The following is a 21,566-nucleotide window of genomic DNA, read 5'->3' as shown; positions in this document are numbered from 1 at the left end:
TGAGTACGCCGGGGCACGGCCGAGCAGGCCCGATGGCGCACGTGTGTACTTCAGGTTACGCGCCCCGGGCCGCGACCGGCGGCCGGGGACCACTCCTCAAGATCCCCGGCAACCCCTCCCGGCTACTCCGTCCCACCGGCCTCGGCGGCCGCGCGGGCGGAGGCGGAACCGGGCCGCTTGCGGGCCACCCAGCCCGCGATGTTGCGCTGCTGGGCCCGGGCCACGCCGAGCGAACCCGCAGGTACGTCATGGGTGATGACCGATCCGGCGGCGGTGTAGGCCCCGTCACCGACCGTCACCGGGGCGATGAACATGTTGTCCGAACCGGTGCGGCAGTGCGCCCCGATGACGGTCCGGTGCTTGTCCACGCCGTCGTAGTTCACTGTGACGGACGCCGCACCCACGTTGGTGCCCTCGCCGATCGTCGCGTCCCCGATGTACGACAGGTGCGGGACCTTCGCCCCCTCGCCCAGCTCGGAGTTCTTGATCTCCACGTAGGTGCCGGCCTTCGCCTTCCGGGCCAGCTTCGTGCCGGGCCGCAGGTACGCGTACGGGCCGACCACGGCCTCCGGGCCGATCTCGGCGCGCTCGGCCGTGGTGTTGCTCACCCGGGCCCCGGCGCCGACCGAGGTGTCGGTCAGCGTGGTGTTCGGGCCGACCTCGCAGCCCTCGCCCAGCCGGGTGGCGCCGTGCAGCTGGGTGTTCGGGTGGACCAGCGCGTCCGGCTCGTAGGTCACCCGGACGTCGAACCAGGTGGAGGCGGGGTCGACCACGGTGACGCCGGCCCGCATGGCGTTCTCCAGCAGCCGGTCGTTCAGCAGCCGGCGGGCCTCGGCCAGCTGGACCCGGTCGTTGATGCCGACGATCTCCCGGTGGTCGGCGGCCACCACCGCGCCCACCCGGTGGCCCTCCCGGCGGAGGATCTCCAGGGTGTCGGTCAGGTACTCCTCGCCCTGCGCGTTGTCGGTGCCGACCAGCGAGAGGGCGAGCGCCAGCAGCTCGGCGTCGAAGGCGAACACCCCGGAGTTGATCTCGGTGATCGCCAACTGCTCGGCGGTGGCGTCCTTGTGCTCGACGATCGCGGCGACCGCGCCGTCCGCGCCGCGCAGGATGCGCCCGTAGCCGGTGGCGTCCGGGACCACCGCGGTCAGCACGGTGACGCCGTTGCCCTGCTCGGCGTGCGCGGCGGCCAGCGCGCCCAGCGTGGCGCCGGTCAGCAGCGGGGCGTCGCCGGTGGTGACCAGCACGGTGCCGTCCAGCTTCACGCCGTCCGCGGCCAGCGCCTGCAGCGCGGTGCGCACCGCGTGGCCGGTGCCGTTCTGCTGCTCCTGCACCACCGGGCGGGCCGCCGGGTACTGCTCGGCCAGGTGCGCCTCGACCAGCTCGCGCAGGTGGCCGACCACCACGACCAGCTGACCCGGCGTCAACTCCTCGGCCGCGGCGACCGCGTGGCCCACCAGCGAGCGGCCGCAGATCTCGTGCAGCACCTTCGGCAGGGCCCTGGACTTCATCCGCGTGCCGCCGCCGGCGGCGAGCACGATCACGGCAGCGGGCTGGTTGGCACTCACGCGGGGGAGCTCCTCGGTCGATGCGGGACGAGCGTGCACCGAGAATACCGAGACGAGCTGGACGAAAAGCGTCCGAAACGGTCGGAACGGGCTCCGCCGCTAGGATTCGAACCCAGACAAAGGCCTCCAAAGGGCCCTGTGCTGCCATTACACCACGGCGGAAAAGCGCGTCTCCGCGCCCAGCACAGCCTACGGGCTGACGGCCCGTAGCTCCACCACCTTCCGTCAAGGCACCCGAACGACGCCCCGGCCCCCGCGCGCCGACCGGTCGGAATCCGCCGGGCGAACACTGCGACACGGCGCCCGGGCCCTCTTCCGCTTCCCCGCCCGCACTACCTACGATGCCGTAAGTTACGCAGACGTAGGTACTCGTCGCACCCCACCCCTCCTCCCCCCGGGAAGCGCCATGACCATCGAGGCCGGGCAGGCGCCGCCGCGCGCCGCCGAGGACCACCCGATCCCCCAGCAGCTCTCCGCCACCAGGGGCGGCGAGCGCCAGGGCCCCCTGGAACGCGTCGCCCTCGCCCTGTTCATCGCGGTGCCCTTCCTGGCACTGGCCGCCGCCGTCCCGGTGGCCTGGGGCCGCGGGCTGTCCTGGCTGGACGCCGGGCTGGGCGTCTTCATGTACTTCCTCACCTGCCACGGCATCACCGTCGGCTACCACCGCTACTTCACCCACGGCTCCTTCAAGGCCGGCCGCGGCCTGCACCTGGCGCTCGCCGTGGCCGGCTCGATGGCCGTCGAGGGCCCGCTGGTGCGCTGGGTCGCCGACCACCGCAAGCACCACCGCTACTCCGACAAGGACGGCGACCCGCACTCCCCCTGGCGCTACGGCGAGAGCCTGCCCGCGCTGCTCAAGGGCCTGTGGTGGGCGCACATGGGCTGGCTGTTCGACGAGGAGCAGACCTCGCAGCTCACCTACGCCCCCGACCTGGTCCGCGATCCGGCCATAAGGACGATCTCCCGGCTGTTCTGGCTCTGGACGCTGATCTCGCTGGCCGTTCCGCCGGTGGTCGGCGGCCTGGTCACCTGGAGCTGGCAGGGCGCGCTGTCCGCCTTCTTCTGGGGCTCGCTGGTCCGGGTCGCGCTGCTGCACCACGTCACCTGGTCGATCAACTCGATCTGCCACGCGGTGGGTTCGCGCCCCTTCAAGTCCCGCGACCGGTCCGGCAACGTGTGGTGGCTGGCCGTGCTGTCCTGCGGCGAGTCCTGGCACAACCTGCACCACTCCGACCCCACCTCGGCCCGGCACGGCGTGCTGCGCGGCCAGGTCGACTCCTCCGCCCGGATCATCCGCTGGTTCGAGCAGGCGGGTTGGGCCCGGGACGTCCGCTGGCCCGGCGCGGAGCGGATCGCCGCCCGCCGCGCCGCATGAGTCAGCGCCTACAGCATGATGGAGGGGTGAACGGGACCAACGGAGACAGCGCCGGCCATCAGCAGCCCCCGCGACGCGGCGGGGGCCGGAGCGGCCGCGTGCGGATGACCGGCAAGCAGCGCCGCGAGCAGTTGCTGGAGATCGGCCGGTCGGTCTTCGCCGAACGCGGCTACGACGGCACCTCGGTGGAGGAGATCGCCGAGCGCGCCGGGGTCTCCAAGCCCGTCGTCTACGAGCACTTCGGCGGCAAGGAGGGGCTGTACGCGGTGGTCGTCGACCGCGAGATGCAGCTCCTGCTCGACATGGTCACCGGCGCGCTCACCGGCGGGCACTCCCGCGAGCTGCTGGAGCAGGCCGCCTTCGCGCTGATGGACTACATCGACACCTCCACCAACGGCTTCAAGATCCTGGTCCGGGACTCCCCCGTCGCCCAGTCCACCGGCTCGTTCGCCTCGCTGATCGGCGACATCGCCACCCAGGTCGAGGACATCCTCGGCCTGGAGTTCAAGTCCCGCGGCTTCGACGCCCGGCTGGCGCCGATGTACTCGCAGATGCTGGTCGGCATGGTGGCGCTGACCGGCCAGTGGTGGCTGGAGGTCCGCAAGCCCGGCAAGGCGGAGGTCGCCGCCCACCTGGTCAACCTGGCCTGGCACGGCCTGGAGGGCCTGGAGCGGCACCCCAAACTGGTCGGCGACCGCAAGAACTGACGGACCGTCCGTCCTCCGCTCACTGCTTGACCGCCACCGCGAAGACCCGGCGGAACGGGAACACCGTGCCGTGCTCCCCCGCCGGGTACGCCGCGCGCAGCAGCGCCCCGTACTCGGCCAGGAACGCGGCCCGCTCCGCCTCCTCGGGCAGCAGGTCCAGCACCGGGCGCAGCGCGGAGCCCTTGACCCACTCCAGCACCGGGTCCGCCCCCGTCAGGACGGTCAGGTACGTGGTCTCCCAGACGTCCGCGGTGCAGCCCGCCGCCGCCAGCGCCGCCAGGTAGCGCTCCGGGGCGTGGCAGGAGGCGTCCGGGCGGGCGGCGGCCAGCCGGTCGCGCCAGCGCGGGCCGCGGCGCAGCTCGGCCAGCAGGGTGTGGCTGGGGGCGGCGAAGTTCCCCGGCAGCTGGAAGGCGATCACCCCGCCGGGGCGCAGCGCCGCCGCCCAGCGCGGCAGCAGCTCCAGGTGGTCGGCGGTGTCGGTGTCCATCCAGTGCAGGGCGGCATTGGAGGCGATCAGGTCCGGGTGCTCGGGCGCCGGGTCGTAGGCCGTGACGTCCTGCTCCCGGTACTCCGCGGACGGCTCGCCGGCCGTCCGGGCCTCGGCCAGCAGGGCGGCCGAGTTGTCCAGCCCCAGCAAACGGGCGTCCGGCCAGCGGCGGCGGAGCGCGGCGGTGGAGTTCCCCGGGCCGCAACCGAGGTCCAGGATGCGTGGCGCGGGCGGGAGTTCGGGCACCCGGGCGAGCAGGTCGGCCATCGGGCGGGCGCGTTCGCGGGCGTAGCGCAGGTACTGCTCGGCGTCCCAGGCGGCGGGCACGGCGGACCTCCGAAGTATCTCGACGTCAAGATATCTCTGTCGCGCCGAAGACTTCCTTTGTTATCTCTTGATGTCAAGAGACTTCACATCGACACAACCCCCGATACACTGATCGTCATGGAGGACGAGGTCGACCGCCTGGTCGCAGCATGGCGCCGAGAGCGCCCCGACCTCGACGTGGACCCGCTGGAGGTCCTCAGTCGAGTGAGCCGCCTCGCCCGCCACCTCGACCGGGCCCGGCGCACCGCGTTCGCCGAGCACGGCCTCGAACCCTGGGAGTTCGACGTCCTCACCGCCCTGCGCCGGGCCGGCTCCCCCTACCAGCTCTCCCCCGGTCAGCTCCTCACCCAGACCCTGGTCACCTCGGGCACCATGACCAACCGGATCGACCGCCTCACCACGAAGGGCCTGGTCGTCCGCCTCCCCGACCCCGACGACCGCCGCGGCGTCCTGGTCCGGCTCACCGACGAGGGCCGCGACAAGGCCGACCAGGCACTGGCCGGCCTGCTCTCCCACGAACGCGAGATCCTCTCCCAGCTCGCCCCCGCCCAGCAGACCGAACTCGCCACCCTCCTCCGCCAGTTGGTCGCCCCCTTCGACCGCGCAGGCTGAGCCTCCGGGAGCAAAGCTCCACGGGCCCGCCGGGAGCGAAACTCCGCCCTGGGAGCGAAGCTCCAGGGGCCCGGGGAACGGCGGTGCCGAGGGGCGGGTGACCGACGGGCCGCGAAGCGCCGACCCCGTTTCGGGCCGAAGGTCTTTTGGCCGACGCCCCGTAGCGCCCCACTGTGTCCCGGCGATCAGCCCCTCGGCTCCGCCGTTCCCCGGGCCCCTGAATGCCGTCTCGTGTGCCGCAAAGTTTCCCCGGGCCCCTGATTACTCAGCGTCTGCCGCAGAGTTTCCCCGGGCCCCTGGTTCTGCCCTCCCGAGCCTCCTGGTTTCAGAAGCCGTCCGGGTACGGAGTGGTCAGGGCCGGGGTGCGCGGGTGGGCGGTCTGGTAGCCGGGGAGCAGCGCCGCCAGGCGCTCGCGGACTTCGGGGTCGGAGTTGACCGTCGCCGCGTCGTAGAGCCCGGTGAGGCCGCCGGCCAGGTCCTCGGGGACGGTCGCGTGGTCGGCGACGGTGGCGAAGATCCGGGGGTGGACGGTGGGGAGGCGTTCCTCGGCGTCGGAGAACAGCGCCTCGTTCAGCTTCTCGCCGGCCCGCAGGCCGGTGTAGCGGATCTCGACCTCGTCCGCCCCGAGCTGCACCTGTTCGGCGAAGTTGTGCACCAGGTCGACGATCCGGACCGGCTCGCCCATGTCGAGGACGAAGACCTCGCCGCCCTCGGCCATCCGCCCGGCTTCCAGGACCAGGCCGACGGCCTCCTCGATGGTCATGAAGAAGCGGGTGACGTCGGGGTGGGTGACCGTCACCGGCCCGCCGCTGCGCAGCTGTTCCTCCAGCACGGACAGCAGCGAGCCGCGCGAGCCGAGCACGTTGCCGAAGCGGACGGCGGCGAAGACCCCGGTGCCGAGGTTGCGGGCGTCCCGGGCGTTGGCCTGGACGATCAGCTCGGCGAGCCGCTTGCTCGCGCCGAGCACGGACGTCGGGTCGGCGGCCTTGTCGGTGGAGATCAGCACGAAGCGTTCGACGCCGGTGGCGAGCGCGGCCTCGACCAGGTGGTCGGTGCCGAGCACGTTGGACTTGACGGCCTCGCTGGGGTGGCGCTCCAGCAGCGGGAGGTGCTTGTGCGCGGCGGCGTGGAAGACCACGTCGGGGCGGAGGTCGCGGAAGATCTGCTGGATCCGGGGGCGGTCCCGGATGTCGGCAATCACCAGGGACTCGTCGGTGAGCAGCGCCTCGCCCCAGATGTCGAGCTGGAGCCGGTGCAGGTTGGACTCGTCGTGGTCGAGCATGTAGAGCGCGGCCGGCCCGAACGCCTGGACCTGGCGGCAGAGTTCGCTGCCGATCGAGCCGCCCGCGCCGGTGACCAGGACGCGCCGGCCCTCGATGACGGTGCGGACGTCCGGGGAGACCACGTGCACCTCGTGCCGGCCGATCAGCCGGTTGACGTCCAGGGTGCGCATGTCGGAGCCGACCACCTCGCGGCGGAGCGCGGAGAGGAAGGACGGCAGGTAGCGGACGGCGGCGCCGGCCGCGGCGGCGGCGGTGGCGAGTTCGCGGACCCGCTGGTGCGGGAGGCCGGGGATGGCGAGCACCACCACCTGGGCGCGGTGGGCCAGGGCCAGGTGGGTGAGGTCGGCCAGGCGGCCCAGCACGCGACTGCCCGAGACCTCCTGCCCGGCCTTGCCCGGGTCGTCGTCGAGCACCCCGACCGGGACGAGCCCGAACTCCGGGGTCCGGCCCAGGTCGCGGACCAGCGCGGTTCCGGCGGCCCCGCCCCCGACCACGAGGGTGCGCAGGCCGGTGGAGCCGGTCCGCTGGGCGGGCGTGCGAACACCTGACGCTTCGGGGCGTGCGGCAGTGGGGTGCGGCGACATCTGTCCTCCGGTATCCCTGACTCGACTCACGGAGTGGAACGTGCGGGAAGGCGGGGCTCGGTCAGCCCGCGCCGGGGCCTGTGGTTGAGGCGACGGTCGGCGGGGGGACGGGCGCGGGGAACGGACCCGGGGGTTCGGAGGGGGCGATCCCGGCCCGACGGGCGACGGCGACCGCGGCGAGCGTGGAGTGCACCCCCAGCTTGCCCAGGACGTTCTGCATGTGGGTGCGGACGGTGTGCGGGGAGAGGAACAGCCGCTCGGCGACCGCCTGCCGGCCGAGGCCGGCCACCATGCAGCGCAGTACCTCCTCCTCGCGGGGGGTGAGCGCGGCGACCAGGCGCTCGCTCTCCGAGCGGTCCCGGCGGGCGGAGGTGAGTTCGCGGATCACGCCGGTCAGCAGCGCGGGCGGCAGGTGGGTCTCGTCGCGCAGCACGCCGCGCACCACGGCCATCAGCGCGCCGAGCGAACTCTCGCGCGCCACCCAGCCGTTGGCGCCGGCCTGGAGGGCGCGGGCGGCCCGCTGCGGGTCGTCGGCGGCGGCCAGCACCACGGCGCGCAGCTCCGGGTGGGCCCGGCGGACCCGGGCGACCAGTGCGGTGCCGTCGGGCAGCGGCCGGCCCTCGGCGGGCAGCTGATGGACCGTCAGCGGTGCTGCCGCGGGCCGCTGCTGGGGCCCGGCCGGGACGCTCCGGGGCGGCGGCACCACAGTCGGGCGGGCGGGTGCCGGGGTGGCGCCGAGGTCGACGTCGATCAGCACCACGTCGTACGGGCGGCGTTCGGTCGCCGCCCGTTCCAGTGCGCGTTCGGCCGCTGCCGCGCTGCCCGCCGCCCCGACGTCCACGTCGGGTTCGGCGGCCAGTGCGGTCGCCAGCGCCTCGGCGAAGATCCGGTGGCCGTCGACCACCAGGACGCGAATCCGCCCCATTCGTCCTTGCCCCCCTGCTCGTGGCCCGACCCCCACCGGTGCCGCACTCAGCGTACGGGCGGACGCCCGGGCGGCGTGGGGGTTTGGTGAAGTTCCTGTACACAGGGACTTCGGGGGTCGGGGCCGGGCTCGGGAGCGGGCAGGTCAGGCGCGGTGGGCGACGGTGAACTCCCAGGCGTCGGCGACGATCTCGTCCAGGTTCGGGCGCTTCGGGACCCAGCCGAGGGCGTCCCGGGCGCGGTCCGCGGCGGCCACCAGGACGGCCGGGTCGCCGGGGCGGCGGCCGGCCACCTGGACCGGGATCTCCCGGCCGGTGACCCGCTTGACGGACTCGATCACCTCGCGCACCGAGAAGCCGGTGCCGTTGCCGAGGTTGCAGATCAGGTGCTCGCCGGGCTTGGCGGCGGCGATCGCCAGCAGGTGCGCCTCGGCCAGGTCGGCGATGTGGATGTAGTCGCGGATGCAGGTGCCGTCCGGGGTCGGGTAGTCCTCGCCGAACACCGAGATGTGCGGGCGCTGCCCGAGCGCGGCCTGGAACACCAGCGGGATCAGGTGCGACTCCGGGTCGTGCCGCTCGCCGTAACGGCCGTACGCCCCGGCCACGTTGAAGTAGCGCAGGCTGACGGCGGCCAGGCCGTGGGCGATCGCCTCGGAGGTGATCAGGTGGTCCACGGCGAGCTTGGTGGCGCCGTAGGCGTTGGTCGGCGAGGTGCGCGCAGTCTCCTTGATCGGCACCTCCTCCGGCTCGCCGTACACGGCGGCGGTCGAGGAGAAGACCAGTCGGCCCACGCCGGCCTTGCGCATCGCCGTCACCAGTTCGAGCGAACCGGCGACGTTGTTGCGCCAGTACTTCTCCGGGTCGGCCACCGACTCGCCGACCTGCGAGGAGGCGGCGAAGTGCAGCACGCCGTCGAAGGAGGGGTCGAGCACGTCGGCGGCGTCCTGGATCCGGCCGCGGACGAACTCGGCGCCGTCCGGCACCCCTTCGGCGAACCCGGTGGACAGGTCGTCCAGCACCGTCACCTGGTGGCCGGCCTCCAGCAGGTGCGCCGCCACCACGCTCCCCACGTAGCCGGCTCCGCCCGTGACCAGGTACTTGCTCATGCCCTCGACCTCCGCGACATTCAGGTGTTCCTGGTCCGGAGCATAGGACATCCGCCTGAACCGGCAGTTTCCCGAGGCTTTCCGAGCCCGAGGAGCGAAGCCCCGTCAGGGGCCCGGGGAACGGCGGAGCCGAGGGGCCGGTGTCCGACGGGCCGCTGGGCGCCACCCCGTTCCGGGTCGGAGGTCCTCGGCGACAGCCCCGTCGCGCCCCACCGTGCCCCGACCCGAAGCCTCTCGGCCCCGCCGTTCCCCGGGCCCCTGATCTCTCCCGTCCGCGTGCCTGCAAGTTCCCTGGTTCTCAGGCCAGTTGGTCGAGCAGGCCGGTCCGGGCGGCGAGCGCCGCCGCCTCCAGTCGGGAGCGCGCGCCCAGCTTGGTGAGCACCCGCTGCACGTGCGTCCGGGCGGTGGACGGGGCGATCCGCATGGCGGCGGCGATCGCCGCGGTGTCCTCGCCGTCCGCGATCCGTGCCAGCACCTGGACCTCCCGGCGGGTGAGCAGGCGCAGCAGCCGGACCGCCTCGTCGTCCGGCTCGGCGACCGGCCACAGCAGGTGGTCGAAGGCGGCCCGCAGCACGTCGACCGCGACCGCTGCCTCCCCGGCCCGCACCCGGGCGATCGCCCGGTCCACCACGTCGATCCGCTCGTCACTGCGCACGTAGCCGACCGCGCCCGCGGCGAACGCCGCCGCCACCCGGGCCGGCGCGCCCAGCGGGCCGAGCACCACGACGGCGATCTCCGGCCGCTCCCGGCGCAGTCGGCGCAGCGGTTCGAACGGGTCCTCCGGCCGGTCCCCGGTGCCGAGCAGGCAGACCTCGGGGCGGCGTCCCGCGACCAGGTCGAGCACTCCGGCGCACGGCGATCCGACGCCCAGCACCCGGTGCCCGCGCTGCTGCAGGGCGGACCCCAGGGCCTCGGCCATCAACCGGTGGTCGTCCGCCACCACGAGCCGCGCACTCATCCCCGCCACCTCCCCGGTCCGGCCGACCGACCGACGCACCATCACAGCGCACAATCGCCCGGCCCGCCAGAGGACCCTCCGGGAAAACGCGGAAGGCCCCGCCTCACGGCGGAGCCTTCTGGTTCCGAGCCCCCATGCGGAATCGAACCGCAGACCTTCTCCTTACCATGGAGACGCTCTACCGACTGAGCTATAGGGGCTTGTTGCTCGGTTCCACCTCGCGGCTTCCCCTTGCGACGAGGAAGACATTACATGCTCGCCCGACCCGTTGGGAAATCCGCTTCCGCCAGGTCGGAGGGCTAAACTGCCCGAGAAGACCCGATCTGCCGTGCAATGTCGCCCAGCAGCCGCGAACTCCATTGCAGCGAAGGCGCGTGATCCTGTGTCAGCTCCCGGCCGCGGTCGTGCTCCCCGGACGGGGTCCGCCTGGTGGGCGCTGGCGCTGCGGCCGAGCCGGCCGGCGGTGGCGTGGGGGCCGATGGTGCGGGCCGCGCTGGGGACGGCGGTGCCGCTGTTCGCGGGGCTGCTGGGCGGGCGGCTGGACCTCGGGGTGTTCGCGGCGCTCGGGGCGCTGCACGCGACGATGAACGACCGGGTGGAGCCGCTGCGGCTGCGGGCGCCGCGGATCGGGCTGGCGCTGGCCGCGTCCACCGGCGGGATGCTGATCGGGGCGGGCCTGCAGCACGCCGGCGCGGGCGGCCTGCCGACCGGGGCGGCGCTGACGGTCGTCGGCTTCGCGGGCGGGGCGCTCTCCGCGACCGGCCCGCGCGGCTCGGCGGCCGGGATGCTGCTGCTGGTCTCGGCCGCGCTGGGCGGCGGGATGGCGCTGCCGCACCCGTGGTGGGCGGCGCCCGCGATGCTGCCGTGCGGCGCGGCCCTGGTGCTGCTGCTGGGCCTGCGCTACCGCACCGACGTCCGGACCGATCCGCGCGCCCGGGCCCTCGCCGACGTCTACACCGCGCTCGGCGGCCTGCTGGCCGCGCTCGGCACCGCGGAGGGCCCGGCGGCCCGCCGCCTGCTGACCGGGCGGCTCAACCACCTGCAGGACCTGCTGCCGCCGCTCCGGCCGGGCCGGGCCGAGTCGGAGCGGCTGGGCCGGCTGCGGCGCTCGTACGAGGCGGCGCTCGGCGCGACCGAGGCCGCGGCGGGGCTGCTCTGGGCCTGGCGGCCGGTGCCGCCGGAGGTGGCGGAGCTGCCGGTCCGGCTGGCGGCGCAGATCACCGGCGGCCCCGAGCCGCGGTATCCGGACTGGGTGCCGGACACCCCGTCCCGGACGGCCTTCGACACCGCGCTGCGGGCCGCCGCCGACACCGTGGCGGGCCGCCCGGCCGCGCTGGGCACCGCCGCCCCGCCGCCGCCCGACCCGTGGCGGCTGCGGGCCCGGCTGCTCTCCCGCGGCTCGGTGCGCTACGGCCTGCGGGTGGCGCTGTGCGTGGCGGTCGCCGAGGCGGTGGTCAACGGGCTGACACTGGAGCGCAGTTACTGGGTGCCGATGACGGTGGCGTTCGTCCTGAAGCCGGACCTGGGCTCGGTGTTCCAGCGCGCCGTCAGCCGGGCGCTGGGCACGGTGCTGGGCGTCGCGGTGACGGCGGTGCTGCTGGCCCTGACCACCGACTCCTGGGTGCTGGCGGCGGTCGTCTCGGGCTGCGTGGCGCTGCTGCCGTACTCGGCGGCCGCGCACTACGGGCTGAACACCGCGGTGATCACGCCGGTGGCGCTGCTGCTGGTGCAGCTCGGCGGCGGGAGCGGGGCCGCCGAGTTCTGGCCCCGGGTGCTGGACACCGTGCTGGCCAGTGCGATCGTGCTGGTCTTCGGCTACCTGCTGTGGCCGGAGCGCCCGCCGCACCGGATCGAGCCGGGCATCGTGGCCGCCGCCGCGGCCGTCCGCGCCTACCTGGCCTCGGTGGTGGCGGGCCGGGACGAGCCGGTGGCCCAGGTGTGGCTGCGCCGGACGGCGTACCGGGCGCTGGCGGACGCCCGGCAGCAGGTGGCCCTGGGCCTGTCCGAGCCGCCGCCGGCCGGGCGGCTGGCCGAGCGGTGGCTGCCCGCGACGGCCGCCCTGGAGCGGCTGTCCGGGGCGGTGGCCGCGTACGCCGCCCAGTTGCGCTACGGCGGGCGGGAGCCCGAACCGGCCGTGGTGGCACGGGTGCTGGACGCGCTGGACCGGCTGACCGGGGCGGCCCGGGCGCACCGGCCGCCGGCCGGGCGGACCGAGCGGCCGACCGGCCCGCACGACCCGGACCGCAGCGCGCTGGCCCGGGCCGCCGACGAGCTTGACCAGCTGCTGGCGGGGTGAGCGCTCAGACCTGGTCGGCCAGCTCCAGCCAGGCCAGCTCCAGCTCCTCCTTCTCCTCGCGGACCTTGCGCAGCTGCCCGTCCAGCTCGGCGACCTTGGAGAAGTCGGCGGCGTGCTCGGCGAGTTGGGTGTGCAGCTTGGACTCCTGCTGGTCCAGCTTGGCGATCTGCCGCTCCAGCTTCTGCATCTCCTTCTTGGCGGCCCGCAGGTCGCCGGCGGAGAGGCCGGAGGGGTCCGCGGCGGCGGCCGGGACCTGGGCGGCGGCAGCGGCCGCGGCGGCCTCGGCCATCGCGGTGCGGCGCTCCAGGTACTCGTCGACGCCGTTCGGCAGCATCCGCATCCGGCGGTCGCCGAGCAGCGCGTAGCAGGTGTCGGTGGTGCGCTCGATGAAGAACCGGTCGTGGCTGATCACCACCATCGAGCCCGGCCAGCCGTCGAGCAGGTCCTCCAGCTGGTTGAGGGTCTCGATGTCGAGGTCGTTGGTGGGCTCGTCGAGGAACAGCACGTTCGGCTCGTCCATCAGCAGCCGCAGCAGCTGGAGCCGGCGCCGCTCGCCGCCGGAGAGGTCGCCGACCGGCGTCCACTGCTTGTCCTTGCCGAAGCCGAACTGCTCGCACAGCTGCCCGGCGCTCATCTCCCGGCCCTTGCCGAGGTCGACCCGGCCGCGGACCTGCTCGACGGCCTGCAGCACCCGGGTGGCCGGGTCGAGCTCGGCGACCTCCTGGGAAAGGTAGGCGAGCCGGACGGTCTTGCCGACCTTGATCACGCCGCCGGCCGGCTGCACGTCGCCCTCGGTCGCGTACGCGGCCTGCATGGCGCGCAGCAGCGAGGTCTTGCCGGCGCCGTTGACGCCGAGCAGGCCGATCCGGTCGCCCGGGCCGAGCTGCCAGGTCAGCTGCTCCAGCAGCAGCTTGTCGCCGGCCTTGACGGTCACGTCCTCCAGGTCGAAGACGGTGCGGCCGAGGCGGGCGTTGGCGAACTTCATCAGCTCGGACTTGTCGCGCGGCTCCGGCACGTCCGCGATCAGCGCGTTCGCGGCCTCGATCCGGTAGCGCGGCTTGGAGGTCCGGGCCGGGGCGCCGCGGCGCAGCCAGGCCAGCTCCTTGCGGGCCAGGTTCTGCCGCTTCTGCTCCTCGGTGGCCTCGATCCGGGAGCGCTCGGCGCGGGCGAACACGTAGTCCGAGTAGCCGCCCTCGTACTCCCGGACCTCGCCGCGCTGGACGTCCCACATCCGGGTGCAGACCTGGTCGAGGAACCACCGGTCGTGGGTGACGCAGACCAGCGCGGAGCGGCGGTTCTGCAGGTGCTTGGCGAGCCAGGCGATGCCCTCGACGTCGAGGTGGTTGGTGGGCTCGTCCAGCACCACCAGATCGGGCTCGCCGAGCAGCAGCTTGGCGAGCGCGATCCGGCGGCGCTCGCCGCCGGAGAGCGGGCCGATCACGGTGTCCAGGCCGTTCGGGAAGCCCGGCAGGTCGAGGCCGCCGAACAGGCCCTGGATGATGTCGCGGATCCGGGCGTCGCCCAGCCACTCGTGGTCGGCCCGGTCGGCGATCACCTCGTGCCGGATGGTGGCCTCCGGGTCCAGCGAGTCGTGCTGGGTGAGCACCGCCATCTGCAGCCCGCCGGAGTGGGTGACCCGCCCGCTGTCGGGCTCCTCCAGCCCCGCCAGCATCCGGATCAGCGTCGTCTTGCCGTCGCCGTTGCGGCCCACCACGCCGATCCGGTCGCCCTCACTGACGCCGAGGCTGACCCCGTCCAGCAGGGCCCTGGTGCCGTACACCTTGGTGACGGACTCGATGGTGGCGAGGTTGACGGCCACGAAGCTGCACTCCTGAGGAAGGGGCTGTAACGAACCTCCAGCCTAGTGCCGCGCGGCCGTGCTCCCCGTCCTACCGGGCGGCGTCCAGCAACGCCCGCTGTTCGGCGGTCAGTTCCAGGTCGAGCGCGGCCAGGCTCTCGTCCAGCTGCGCCACCGAGGAGGCGCCGACCAGCGGGATGACCGGGAGTTCGCCGCCGAGCAGCCAGGCCAGCACGACCTGGTTGCGGGTGGCGCCGGTCTCCCGGGCCACGGTGTCGAGCGCGGCGAGCCGGGTGGGGGTGCCGGCGTGGTCGAAGGACGGGCCGAGCGGCTTGTCCGCCCGGACGTAGCCGCCGCCGAGCAGCGGCGAGTAGGCGACCAGGGTCAGCTCCGGGCTCTCCTTCAGGTACGTGATCAGGTCGCCCTGGACGGCGGCCTGGTCGCCGTCCGCGCAGGTCAGGCCGGGCAGGTCACCGCGCCGCCGCAGGTAGCTGTGCCCGTACTGGAGCACCTCGTACCCCGGCAGGCCCGCCTGCGCGGCGAGGTTGCGGGCCCGCTCGACCCGCCAGGACCAGTGGTTGGAGACGCCGAGCAGGCCGACCGTCCCCTCGTTCACCAGTTCCCCGAACGCGTGCACGGTCTCCGCCAGCGGCACCGTCCGGTCCTCGATGTGCGCGTACAGCAGGTCGAGCTTGTCGACGCCGAGACGCTTCCGGCTGGCCTCCGAGGAGGTCCGGATCACCTCGGCGGACAGGCCCTCGCCGTTCTCGACGAACCCGGTGCCGGGGGCCTTCGGGCGGGCGCCGAGCTTGGTGGCGATCACCACCTCGTCGGTGATCCCGCGACTGGCCCGCCACCGCCCGATCACCTCTTCGCTGACGCCGCCCTGGCTGCCGTCCTGCCAGTACGCGTAGTTGTTGGCGGTGTCGACGAACGTGCCGCCCGCCTCGACGTACCGGTCCAGCACCGCGAAGGAGGTCGCCTCGTCGGTGAGCGTGCCGAACAGCATCGCCCCCAGGCTGAGCACGCTGACCTCGCGCCGGGTCCGCGGATCGGTACCGATGGTGCGCTTGCGCATGGCCGGGATTCCCCTCGTCTCCGCGACCCGCCCGGTGCGGGCCGCGTCCACGAGTCTGGAACCCGGAGCGCGCTCCAGGTCAAGCAGAGGTCTGAACCACCACCCGCGCACGGCGGACGGCGGGCGCCCGTCGTCTCCCTGCCCGTCGCCGCGGCGCGGTACCGTGCGAGGACCACGACGGTGAGCCGGAGGTTGTGATGACGGCGGTGGAGAACCGGCCGCAGATGCTGGCCGAGGAGTTCGAGCGCATCGCGCTGGCGGCCGAGCGCGAGGGTGTCCGGATGGAGTTCATCCACGGACGGATCGGAGTCAAGGCGGTGCCCGACGGCGACCACGACGAGATCATCCGCTGGGTGATGAAGCAGTGCATGCAGCAACGCCCCGACCTGTGGCTGTACCCCGAACGCGGCCTGCGGGTGGAGACCTACCGCAAGGGCAACGCCAAGCCGGACGGCGTGCTCGCCCCCGACGGAAACTTCGCCGGCCAAGGTGAGTGGGCCGACCCCGACCAGGTCGTCATGGTCGTCGAGGTGACCTCGTACGACAGCGACACCGACCGCCGCGACCGGGACGAGAAGCCGCGGGCCTACGCCGAGACCGGCATCCCGGTCTACCTGCTGGTCGACCGGGACAGCTGCGAGGTGCTGGTGCACAGCGAGCCCGAGGACGGCCAGTACGTGAGCCTGGTGCGGCGGCCCTTCGGCAAGCCCGCCGTGCTGCCCGACCCGGTCGGGATCACCCTGGACACCGAGGCGTTCAAGGCCTGGGTGCGCTGACCACCTGGGCGCCCGGGACCGGGCCGTGGGTGGGGTGGGCGGTGCGGCAGGTGCCGGAGGTGCGGAGGGCGGCGGCGAGGGTGGTGGCGGCGTCGGCGTCCTTGGCGAGGAAGGCGCAGGTGGGGCCGGAGCCGGAGACCAGGGCGGCCAGGGCGCCGGCCTCGGTGCCGGCCCGCAGGGTGGCGGCGAGCGAGGGGCGCAGCGAGACGGCGGCGGCCTGCAGGTCGTTGGTGAGGGCGGCGGCGAGGGCGACGGGGTCGCCGGCGGCGAGGGCGGCGAGCAGGGCGGGGTCGGCGTCCGGGTCCGGGATGTCAGCGGCGGACGATCCCAGGCCGGCTTCTTCCCTCAGGCGGTCGCACTCACGGTAGACGGCCGGGGTGGAGAGTCCGCCGTCGGCGACCGCGAACACCCAGTGGAAGATGCCGGTGACCGGCAGCGGTTCCAGTAGCTCGCCCCGGCCGCGGCCCAGCGCGACGCCGCCGAGCAGCGCGAACGGGACGTCGGAGCCGAGTTCGGCGGCGAGTGCGAGCAGGGTCTCGAACGGGGTGTCCAGCCCCCACAGCGCGTCGCAGGCGAGCAGCGCGGCGGCACCGTCCGCGCTGCCGCCGGCCATGCCGCCGGCCACCGGGATCGCCTTGTCGATGTGCAGGTGCACGCCCGGGTCGGCGAGGCCGTGGTGGGCGGCGAGCAGGCGGGCGGCGCGGGCGGCCAGGTTGCTGTCGTCGAGCGGGACGGCGGCCGCGTCCGGCCCGGTGCAGCTGAGCGTGACGCCCTCGCCCGGGGTGGCGGTGACCTGGTCGCCGAGCGCGACGGCGAAGAAGACGTTCGCCAGGTCGTGGTAGCCGTCGGGACGGACCCCGCCGACGCCGAGCTGCACGTTGACCTTGGCGGGGACGCGGACGGTGACCATCACTGCTCCTGGGGCTGGGACTTCGGCTTGTGCTCGGCGATCGCGGCGAACTGCTCCACCGTCAGCATCTCGCCGCGCAGCGTGTGGTCGATGCCGGCGCCGCGCAGCGCCTCCTCGGCGGCGGCGGGTGAGCCGGCCCAGGACGCGAGGGCGGCCCGCAGGGTCTTGCGGCGCTGCGCGAACGCGGCGTCGACCACGGCGAACACCTCGCGGCGGGTGGCGGTGGTGACCGGCGGGTCGCGGCGGATCAGCGAGACCAGGCCGGAGTCGACGTTCGGCGCGGGCCAGAACACGTTCCGGCCGATCGCCCCGGCGCGCTTCACGTCCGCGTACCAGTTGGCCTTCACGGACGGCACGCCGTACACCTTGTTGCCGGGCTTGGCGGCGAGCCGGTCGGCGACCTCGCTCTGCACCATCACCAGGGTGCGCTCGATGCTGGGGAAGGTTTCCAGCATGTGCAGCAGCACCGGGACGGCGACGTTGTACGGCAGGTTCGCCACCAGCGCGGTCGGCGCGGGGCCGGGCAGCTCGGTGACCTCCATCGCGTCGCTGAGCACCAGGTCGAAGCCGTCCGCCTTGGCGGGCATCCGGCCCTTGACGGTGTCCGGCAGGTGCCGGGCCAGCACCGGGTCGATCTCCACCGCCGTGACGTGCCGCGCCACCTCCAGCAGCGCCAGCGTCAGCGACCCGAGCCCCGGCCCGACCTCGACCACCGCGTCCTCGTCCGTCACCCCCGCCGCCCGGACGATCCGCCGCACGGTGTTCCCGTCGATGACGAAGTTCTGCCCGCGCTGCTTGGTCGGCTTCACGCCGAACGCCTCGGCCAGCGCACGGATGTCGGCGGCTCCCAGCAGGTGGCCGTCAGAGGTGGGTTCGGTGGTGCTCACCCGCCAAGGATAAGGCTCAGAGCTCCACCAACTGCTTGAGGTCGATCTCGACGGGGAACGGCAGCTCGGTGCGGAGCAACCCTTCGTGCACGGCGACGGGGAGGTAGACGCCCTGCAACTCGTCACGCCGGAACTCGTGGACGACGGGCAGGTCGTCGTCACCGCGCTCGACACGCCAGTAGGAGGGGATGCCCTTCTCGGCGTACATTCCGGGCTTGCTGAAGCGGTCCATGACACGTGAGCCGGGCGACACCACCTCAACGGCCAGGACTACCGACTCGGGCGGAGTGCACTCCAGCTCGAACACGTTCAAGCCGGTCTTGTCGAAGACGACGACATCGGGCAGGAGGACGGTGTACTCGTCGAACAGAACGCACCTCTCGGCGTCCGCGACATAGGGCTCGACCCGAGCCCCCCGAAGCGCCGAGTACAGCTCGTTGCGCACCCGGTCATGCCACCACTTCGTCTGCCCACGGACCACGATCGCTCCGTCCACCAGTTCCCATTTGAACGGCAGATCGATCACGCTGAGCTGGTCGTACGTCCAGCCGTTGGAGGGCGGGCGCATCCAGTCGATCGGTTCGGCGGTCATCACAGCCTCCTCACTGCCTCCATGCTAACGAGCACGCCCGCCATCCGGATGCGCTCAGTAGCCGAAGGCTCGGGCCGTGTTCGCCGCGATCGCCGTCGCCAACTCGTCCTCGCCCAGGGCCAGGTGGTCGGCCATCGCGCGCAGGGTGACCGGGATCAGGTACGGGGCGTTGGGGCGGCCGCGGTAGGGGTGGGGGGGGAGGAAGGGGGCGTCGGTCTCGATCAGGACGCGGTCGAGGGGGGTGGCGGTGAGGGCTTCGCGGAGGGGGTGGTTGGCCTTGTAGGTGACGGGGCCGGCGAAGGAGAGGTACCAGCCGTGTTCGGCGCAGGTGCGGGCCATCGCGGCGTCGCCGGAGTAGCAGTGGAAGACGGTGCGTTCGGGGGCGCCCTCTTCGAGGAGCAGGGCGATGACGTCGTCGTGGGCGTCGCGGTCGTGGATGACCAGGGCCTTGCCGTGCCGCTTGGCGATCTCGATGTGCCGGCGGAAGGACTCCTTCTGCAGGTCGACGCCCTCGGGGCCGGTGCGGAAGTAGTCGAGGCCGGTCTCGCCGACGGCCAGGACGTGCGGGAGGGCGGCGAGGCGGTCGATCTCGGCGAGGGCTTCTTCCAGGGCCTTCTGGCCGCCGGGGGCGCGGCGCTGCCCGGACCAACCGTCGGGGTCGCCGAGGAAGATCCGCGGGGCCTCGTTGGGGTGCAGGGCGACGGCGGCGTGCACCTGCTCGTACTGCGCGGCGAGGTCGGCGGCCCAGCGCGAGCCGGGGACGTCGCAGCCGACCTGGACCACGGTGGTCACGCCGACCGACGCGGCCCGGGCCAGCCCCTCGGCGGGGGTGCCGGACTGCATGTCGAGGTGGGTGTGCGAGTCGGCGACGGGGACCGCGAGCGGCTCGGGGAGCGGCGGCGGGGTGCGGTCCTGTTCCTTCTTGCCGGCCATCAGGAGACTGCTTTCTCTTCGAGTCGGGGGAAGAGGATCTCACCCTTGGTGACGGTGACCCCGGCGGGCAGCCGCCCCCAGTCGGCGACGGTGGCGATCCGCTGCTCGGCGAGCGCGCCGAGCGCGGGCTCGGCGCCGAGCGAGGCCCAGAGCTTGGCGGCGGAGTCCGGCATCAGCGGATTGAGCAGGACGGCGGTGGCCCGCAGCGCCTCGGCGGCGGTGTACAGAACGGTGGCGAGCCGGTCCTGCCCGTCGGGGGACTTGGCGGCCTTCCAGGGCTCCTGCTCGGTGAGGTAGCCGTTGACCAGCTTGACGAACTCGAAGACGGCCGCGATGCCGCCCGCGAAGTCGAGCTCCTCGCCGATCTTCCGGTCGGCCTCGGCGGTGGCCTTCACCAGTGCGTCGGCGAGGGCCTGTTCGGCGGGGCCGGGCGCGGTGGCGGCGGGGAGCGCGCCGTCGAAGTACTTGCCGACCATGGCGGCGACCCGGGAGGCCAGGTTACCGAAGTCGTTGGCGAGTTCGGAGGTGTAGCGGGCGGTGAAGTCCTCCCAGGAGAACGACCCGTCGGTGCCGAACGGGATGGCCCGCAGGAAGTAGTAGCGGTACGCGTCGACGCCGAAGTGCGAGGTCAGGTCGGTGGGTGCGATGCCGGTCAGGTTGGACTTGCTCATCTTCTCGCCGCCGACCATCAGCCAGCCGTTGGCGACCACCCGGCGCGGCAGCGGCAGTCCGGCGGCCATCAGCATGGCGGGCCAGATGACGGCGTGGAAGCGCAGGATGTCCTTGCCGACCAGGTGCACGGAGGCGGGCCAGAGCCGGGCGAAGCGCTCGGGGTCGGTGCCGTAGCCGGCCGCGGTGATGTAGTTCTGCAGGGCATCGACCCACACGTACAGGACGTGCTTGTCGTCCCAGGGCAGCGGGACTCCCCAGTCGAAGGTGGAGCGGGAGATCGACAGGTCCTTGAGGTCCTGCTCGACGAAGCGCAGCACCTCGTTGCGGGCGGAGGCGGGCTGGATGAAGTCCGGGTGGGCGGCGTAGAACTCCAGCAGCCTCGGGCCGTACGCGGAGAGCCGGAAGAAGTAGTTCTCCTCCTCCAGCCACTCGACGGGGCGCTTGTGGACGGGGCAGAGCTTCTCCGCGTCCGTCGCGCCGGGCAGCAGTTCGCCGGGGAGCTTGTACTCCTCGCAGCCGACGCAGTACGGGCCGGTGTAACTGCCCCGGTAGATCTCGCCCTTGTCGTACAGGTCCTGGACGAACTCCTGGACCCGGTCGGTGTGCCGGGCCTGGGTGGTGCGGATGAAGTCGTCGTTGGCGATCCGCAGGTGCTCCCAGAGCGGCTTCCAGGCCTCCTCGACCAGCTGGTCGCACCACTGCTGCGGGGTGACGCCGTTGGCCTCGGCGGTGCGCAGGATCTTCTGGCCGTGCTCGTCGGTGCCGGTGAGGTACCAGACGTCCTCGCCGCGCTGGCGGTGCCAGCGGGTCAGCACGTCACCCGCGACGGTGGTGTACGCGTGCCCCAGGTGGGGCCGGTCGTTCACGTAGTAGATCGGGGTGGTGACGTAGTACGCGTCGGTGCTGGTGTGCTCTTCCGGGGCCGCCATACCCCGGAATCCTAGTGGTCCGGCCGCCTCGTCCGTTCTCTCGGGCCCTGCGTTCACCGCTCGGACCCGGTGCTCGACCCGCGCGCCGACCGGGGGCGTTACCACCGGTTCGAGCCGCCGCACGGCTCCCGGACCATCGCCGAGCACACGTCCGACCCGCATGCTCCGCACCCCCGGGCGCGTCCTGGCCGAGTCCGACGCGCCCTGGCGGAGCCCGGGACTTTCGTCGGCCCGGCCCGGCCCGGGCGGGGCCAGCGGGGTCAGTCGGTGCGGCGGAAGCGGAAGAAGAGGCGGCGGCGGGCCCGGAGGCGGGTGGGTTCCGGGGGGCCCTCGGGTTCGGCGGTGGGGGGCCAGCCGGGGGCCGGCAGGGTGGCGACGCCGGCGACCCGGCCGGCCCGCATGATCCGGACGCGTTCACCGCCGCAGCCCGGGCAGACCAGTTCGCGCAGCGGCGAGGGCACCCGCACGCCGTTCGCCTTGTACTCCACCACGGTGCGGCCGTCGCGGCCGACGTGGTGCTCGATGTCGTAGGCCTGCTCCCAGCCGTAGCCGCAGTTGAGGCAGGCGAAGGAGTAGGCCTCGCGGACCGTCTCCACGACGGTGCGCGGCCTGCTGGCCACGCCGAGTCCGCTGGGTTCTCCGCCGTTCCGGGGGCTGTCGATCGTGTCGCTCATGCGCCACCTCGCTTCGCTCGGAGCCCGGCACCGGACCTGGGGTCCGGTGCGGGTCTTTCCATCCCAGGGAATGCCCGGGAGGCTCCGTCCG

General features: G+C 73.4%; 19 protein-coding genes and 2 tRNA genes. 5 read left to right on the top strand and 16 right to left on the bottom strand.

The window, feature by feature from the left end:
- Positions 1–122 precede the first annotated feature (122 nt).
- Complete coding sequence (gene glmU / locus ACIOHG_RS03805) at positions 123–1,568, bottom strand: bifunctional UDP-N-acetylglucosamine diphosphorylase/glucosamine-1-phosphate N-acetyltransferase GlmU (protein WP_400944940.1); 1,446 nt, start codon at positions 1,566–1,568, stop codon at positions 123–125.
- Between the two features lie 91 nt (positions 1,569–1,659).
- A tRNA-Gln gene (locus tag ACIOHG_RS03800) sits at positions 1,660–1,730 on the bottom strand.
- Positions 1,731–1,974: 244 nt separating this feature from the next.
- Between ACIOHG_RS03800 and ACIOHG_RS03795 the strand changes: the two genes are divergently transcribed.
- Together ACIOHG_RS03795 and ACIOHG_RS03790 are read left to right on the top strand one after the other, a co-directional pair.
- A complete protein-coding gene (locus ACIOHG_RS03795; RefSeq protein ID WP_400944939.1) occupies positions 1,975–2,943 on the top strand; it encodes an acyl-CoA desaturase in 969 nt (322 codons plus the stop codon).
- Complete coding sequence (locus ACIOHG_RS03790; RefSeq protein ID WP_400944937.1) at positions 2,940–3,650, top strand: TetR family transcriptional regulator; 711 nt, start codon at positions 2,940–2,942, stop codon at positions 3,648–3,650. Before ACIOHG_RS03795 ends, ACIOHG_RS03790 begins: the two co-directional genes overlap by 4 nt.
- A 19-nt stretch (positions 3,651–3,669) precedes the next feature.
- Here the strand turns inward: ACIOHG_RS03790 and ACIOHG_RS03785 are convergent, their stop codons facing one another.
- Positions 3,670–4,464 (bottom strand): methyltransferase domain-containing protein, encoded by a 795-nt coding sequence (locus ACIOHG_RS03785; RefSeq protein ID WP_400944935.1) that lies wholly within the window; start codon positions 4,462–4,464, stop codon positions 3,670–3,672.
- 117 nt (positions 4,465–4,581) lie between these two features.
- Between ACIOHG_RS03785 and ACIOHG_RS03780 the strand changes: the two genes are divergently transcribed.
- On the top strand, positions 4,582–5,076 hold the full coding sequence (locus tag ACIOHG_RS03780; protein WP_400712699.1) for a MarR family winged helix-turn-helix transcriptional regulator: 495 nt from the start codon (positions 4,582–4,584) through the stop codon (positions 5,074–5,076).
- A 325-nt stretch (positions 5,077–5,401) separates the two neighbouring features.
- Here the strand turns inward: ACIOHG_RS03780 and ACIOHG_RS03775 are convergent, their stop codons facing one another.
- The 5 genes from ACIOHG_RS03775 to ACIOHG_RS03755 all read right to left on the bottom strand — a co-directional run bounded on the left by ACIOHG_RS03775 (position 5,402) and on the right by ACIOHG_RS03755 (position 10,130).
- Positions 5,402–6,943 (bottom strand): polysaccharide biosynthesis protein, encoded by a 1,542-nt coding sequence (locus tag ACIOHG_RS03775; protein WP_400944933.1) that lies wholly within the window; start codon positions 6,941–6,943, stop codon positions 5,402–5,404.
- A 61-nt stretch (positions 6,944–7,004) separates the two neighbouring features.
- Positions 7,005–7,868, bottom strand: a complete 864-nt coding sequence (locus tag ACIOHG_RS03770; protein ID WP_400944931.1) for a LuxR C-terminal-related transcriptional regulator — start codon at positions 7,866–7,868, stop codon at positions 7,005–7,007.
- Between the two features lie 144 nt (positions 7,869–8,012).
- Complete coding sequence (galE, locus tag ACIOHG_RS03765) at positions 8,013–8,972, bottom strand: UDP-glucose 4-epimerase GalE (RefSeq protein ID WP_400945743.1); 960 nt, start codon at positions 8,970–8,972, stop codon at positions 8,013–8,015.
- A 298-nt stretch (positions 8,973–9,270) separates the two neighbouring features.
- On the bottom strand, positions 9,271–9,930 hold the full coding sequence (locus ACIOHG_RS03760) for a LuxR C-terminal-related transcriptional regulator (RefSeq protein WP_400944929.1): 660 nt from the start codon (positions 9,928–9,930) through the stop codon (positions 9,271–9,273).
- A 127-nt stretch (positions 9,931–10,057) separates the two neighbouring features.
- A tRNA-Thr gene (locus ACIOHG_RS03755) sits at positions 10,058–10,130 on the bottom strand.
- Between the two features lie 263 nt (positions 10,131–10,393).
- Here ACIOHG_RS03755 and ACIOHG_RS03750 point away from each other — a divergent pair.
- Entirely contained in the window at positions 10,394–12,226 is a 1,833-nt protein-coding gene (locus tag ACIOHG_RS03750; RefSeq protein ID WP_400944927.1) for an FUSC family protein, read from the top strand.
- Between the two features lie 4 nt (positions 12,227–12,230).
- Here the strand turns inward: ACIOHG_RS03750 and ACIOHG_RS03745 are convergent, their stop codons facing one another.
- Complete coding sequence (locus ACIOHG_RS03745; protein WP_400944925.1) at positions 12,231–14,045, bottom strand: ABC-F family ATP-binding cassette domain-containing protein; 1,815 nt, start codon at positions 14,043–14,045, stop codon at positions 12,231–12,233.
- Positions 14,046–14,115: 70 nt separating this feature from the next.
- Complete coding sequence (locus ACIOHG_RS03740; protein ID WP_400944923.1) at positions 14,116–15,102, bottom strand: aldo/keto reductase; 987 nt, start codon at positions 15,100–15,102, stop codon at positions 14,116–14,118.
- Positions 15,103–15,299: 197 nt separating this feature from the next.
- On the opposite strand from ACIOHG_RS03740, the gene ACIOHG_RS03735 reads away from it, so the two are divergent.
- Entirely contained in the window at positions 15,300–15,878 is a 579-nt protein-coding gene (locus ACIOHG_RS03735) for a Uma2 family endonuclease (RefSeq protein WP_400944921.1), read from the top strand.
- Here the strand turns inward: ACIOHG_RS03735 and ACIOHG_RS03730 are convergent.
- The 6 genes from ACIOHG_RS03730 to ACIOHG_RS03705 all read right to left on the bottom strand — a co-directional run bounded on the left by ACIOHG_RS03730 (position 15,859) and on the right by ACIOHG_RS03705 (position 21,475).
- Positions 15,859–16,788, bottom strand: a complete 930-nt coding sequence (locus tag ACIOHG_RS03730; RefSeq protein ID WP_400944919.1) for a 4-(cytidine 5'-diphospho)-2-C-methyl-D-erythritol kinase — start codon at positions 16,786–16,788, stop codon at positions 15,859–15,861. The genes ACIOHG_RS03735 and ACIOHG_RS03730 overlap by 20 nt on opposite strands.
- Entirely contained in the window at positions 16,788–17,675 is an 888-nt protein-coding gene (gene rsmA, locus ACIOHG_RS03725; protein ID WP_400944917.1) for a 16S rRNA (adenine(1518)-N(6)/adenine(1519)-N(6))-dimethyltransferase RsmA, read from the bottom strand. The genes ACIOHG_RS03730 and rsmA overlap by 1 nt, the downstream gene beginning before the upstream one ends.
- Positions 17,676–17,691: 16 nt before the next feature.
- Positions 17,692–18,267, bottom strand: a complete 576-nt coding sequence (locus tag ACIOHG_RS03720) for a Uma2 family endonuclease (RefSeq protein ID WP_400944915.1) — start codon at positions 18,265–18,267, stop codon at positions 17,692–17,694.
- A gap of 54 nt (positions 18,268–18,321) precedes the next feature.
- The gene (locus ACIOHG_RS03715; RefSeq protein WP_400944913.1) at positions 18,322–19,200 is read right to left on the bottom strand and encodes a TatD family hydrolase; all 879 of its coding nucleotides are present in this window, start codon (positions 19,198–19,200) and stop codon (positions 18,322–18,324) included.
- Positions 19,200–20,801, bottom strand: a complete 1,602-nt coding sequence (metG, locus tag ACIOHG_RS03710; protein ID WP_400944911.1) for a methionine--tRNA ligase — start codon at positions 20,799–20,801, stop codon at positions 19,200–19,202. The genes ACIOHG_RS03715 and metG overlap by 1 nt, the downstream gene beginning before the upstream one ends.
- A 260-nt stretch (positions 20,802–21,061) precedes the next feature.
- Entirely contained in the window at positions 21,062–21,475 is a 414-nt protein-coding gene (locus ACIOHG_RS03705) for a hypothetical protein (RefSeq protein ID WP_400944909.1), read from the bottom strand.
- Positions 21,476–21,566 lie beyond the last annotated feature (91 nt).

It is taken from the genome of Kitasatospora sp. NPDC088134, from assembly GCF_044741705.1.
GTDB lineage: Bacteria > Actinomycetota > Actinomycetes > Streptomycetales > Streptomycetaceae > Kitasatospora.
The sequence above is the reverse complement of the archived record's forward strand: the minus strand, read 5'-3'. Positions and strand labels throughout refer to the sequence as shown.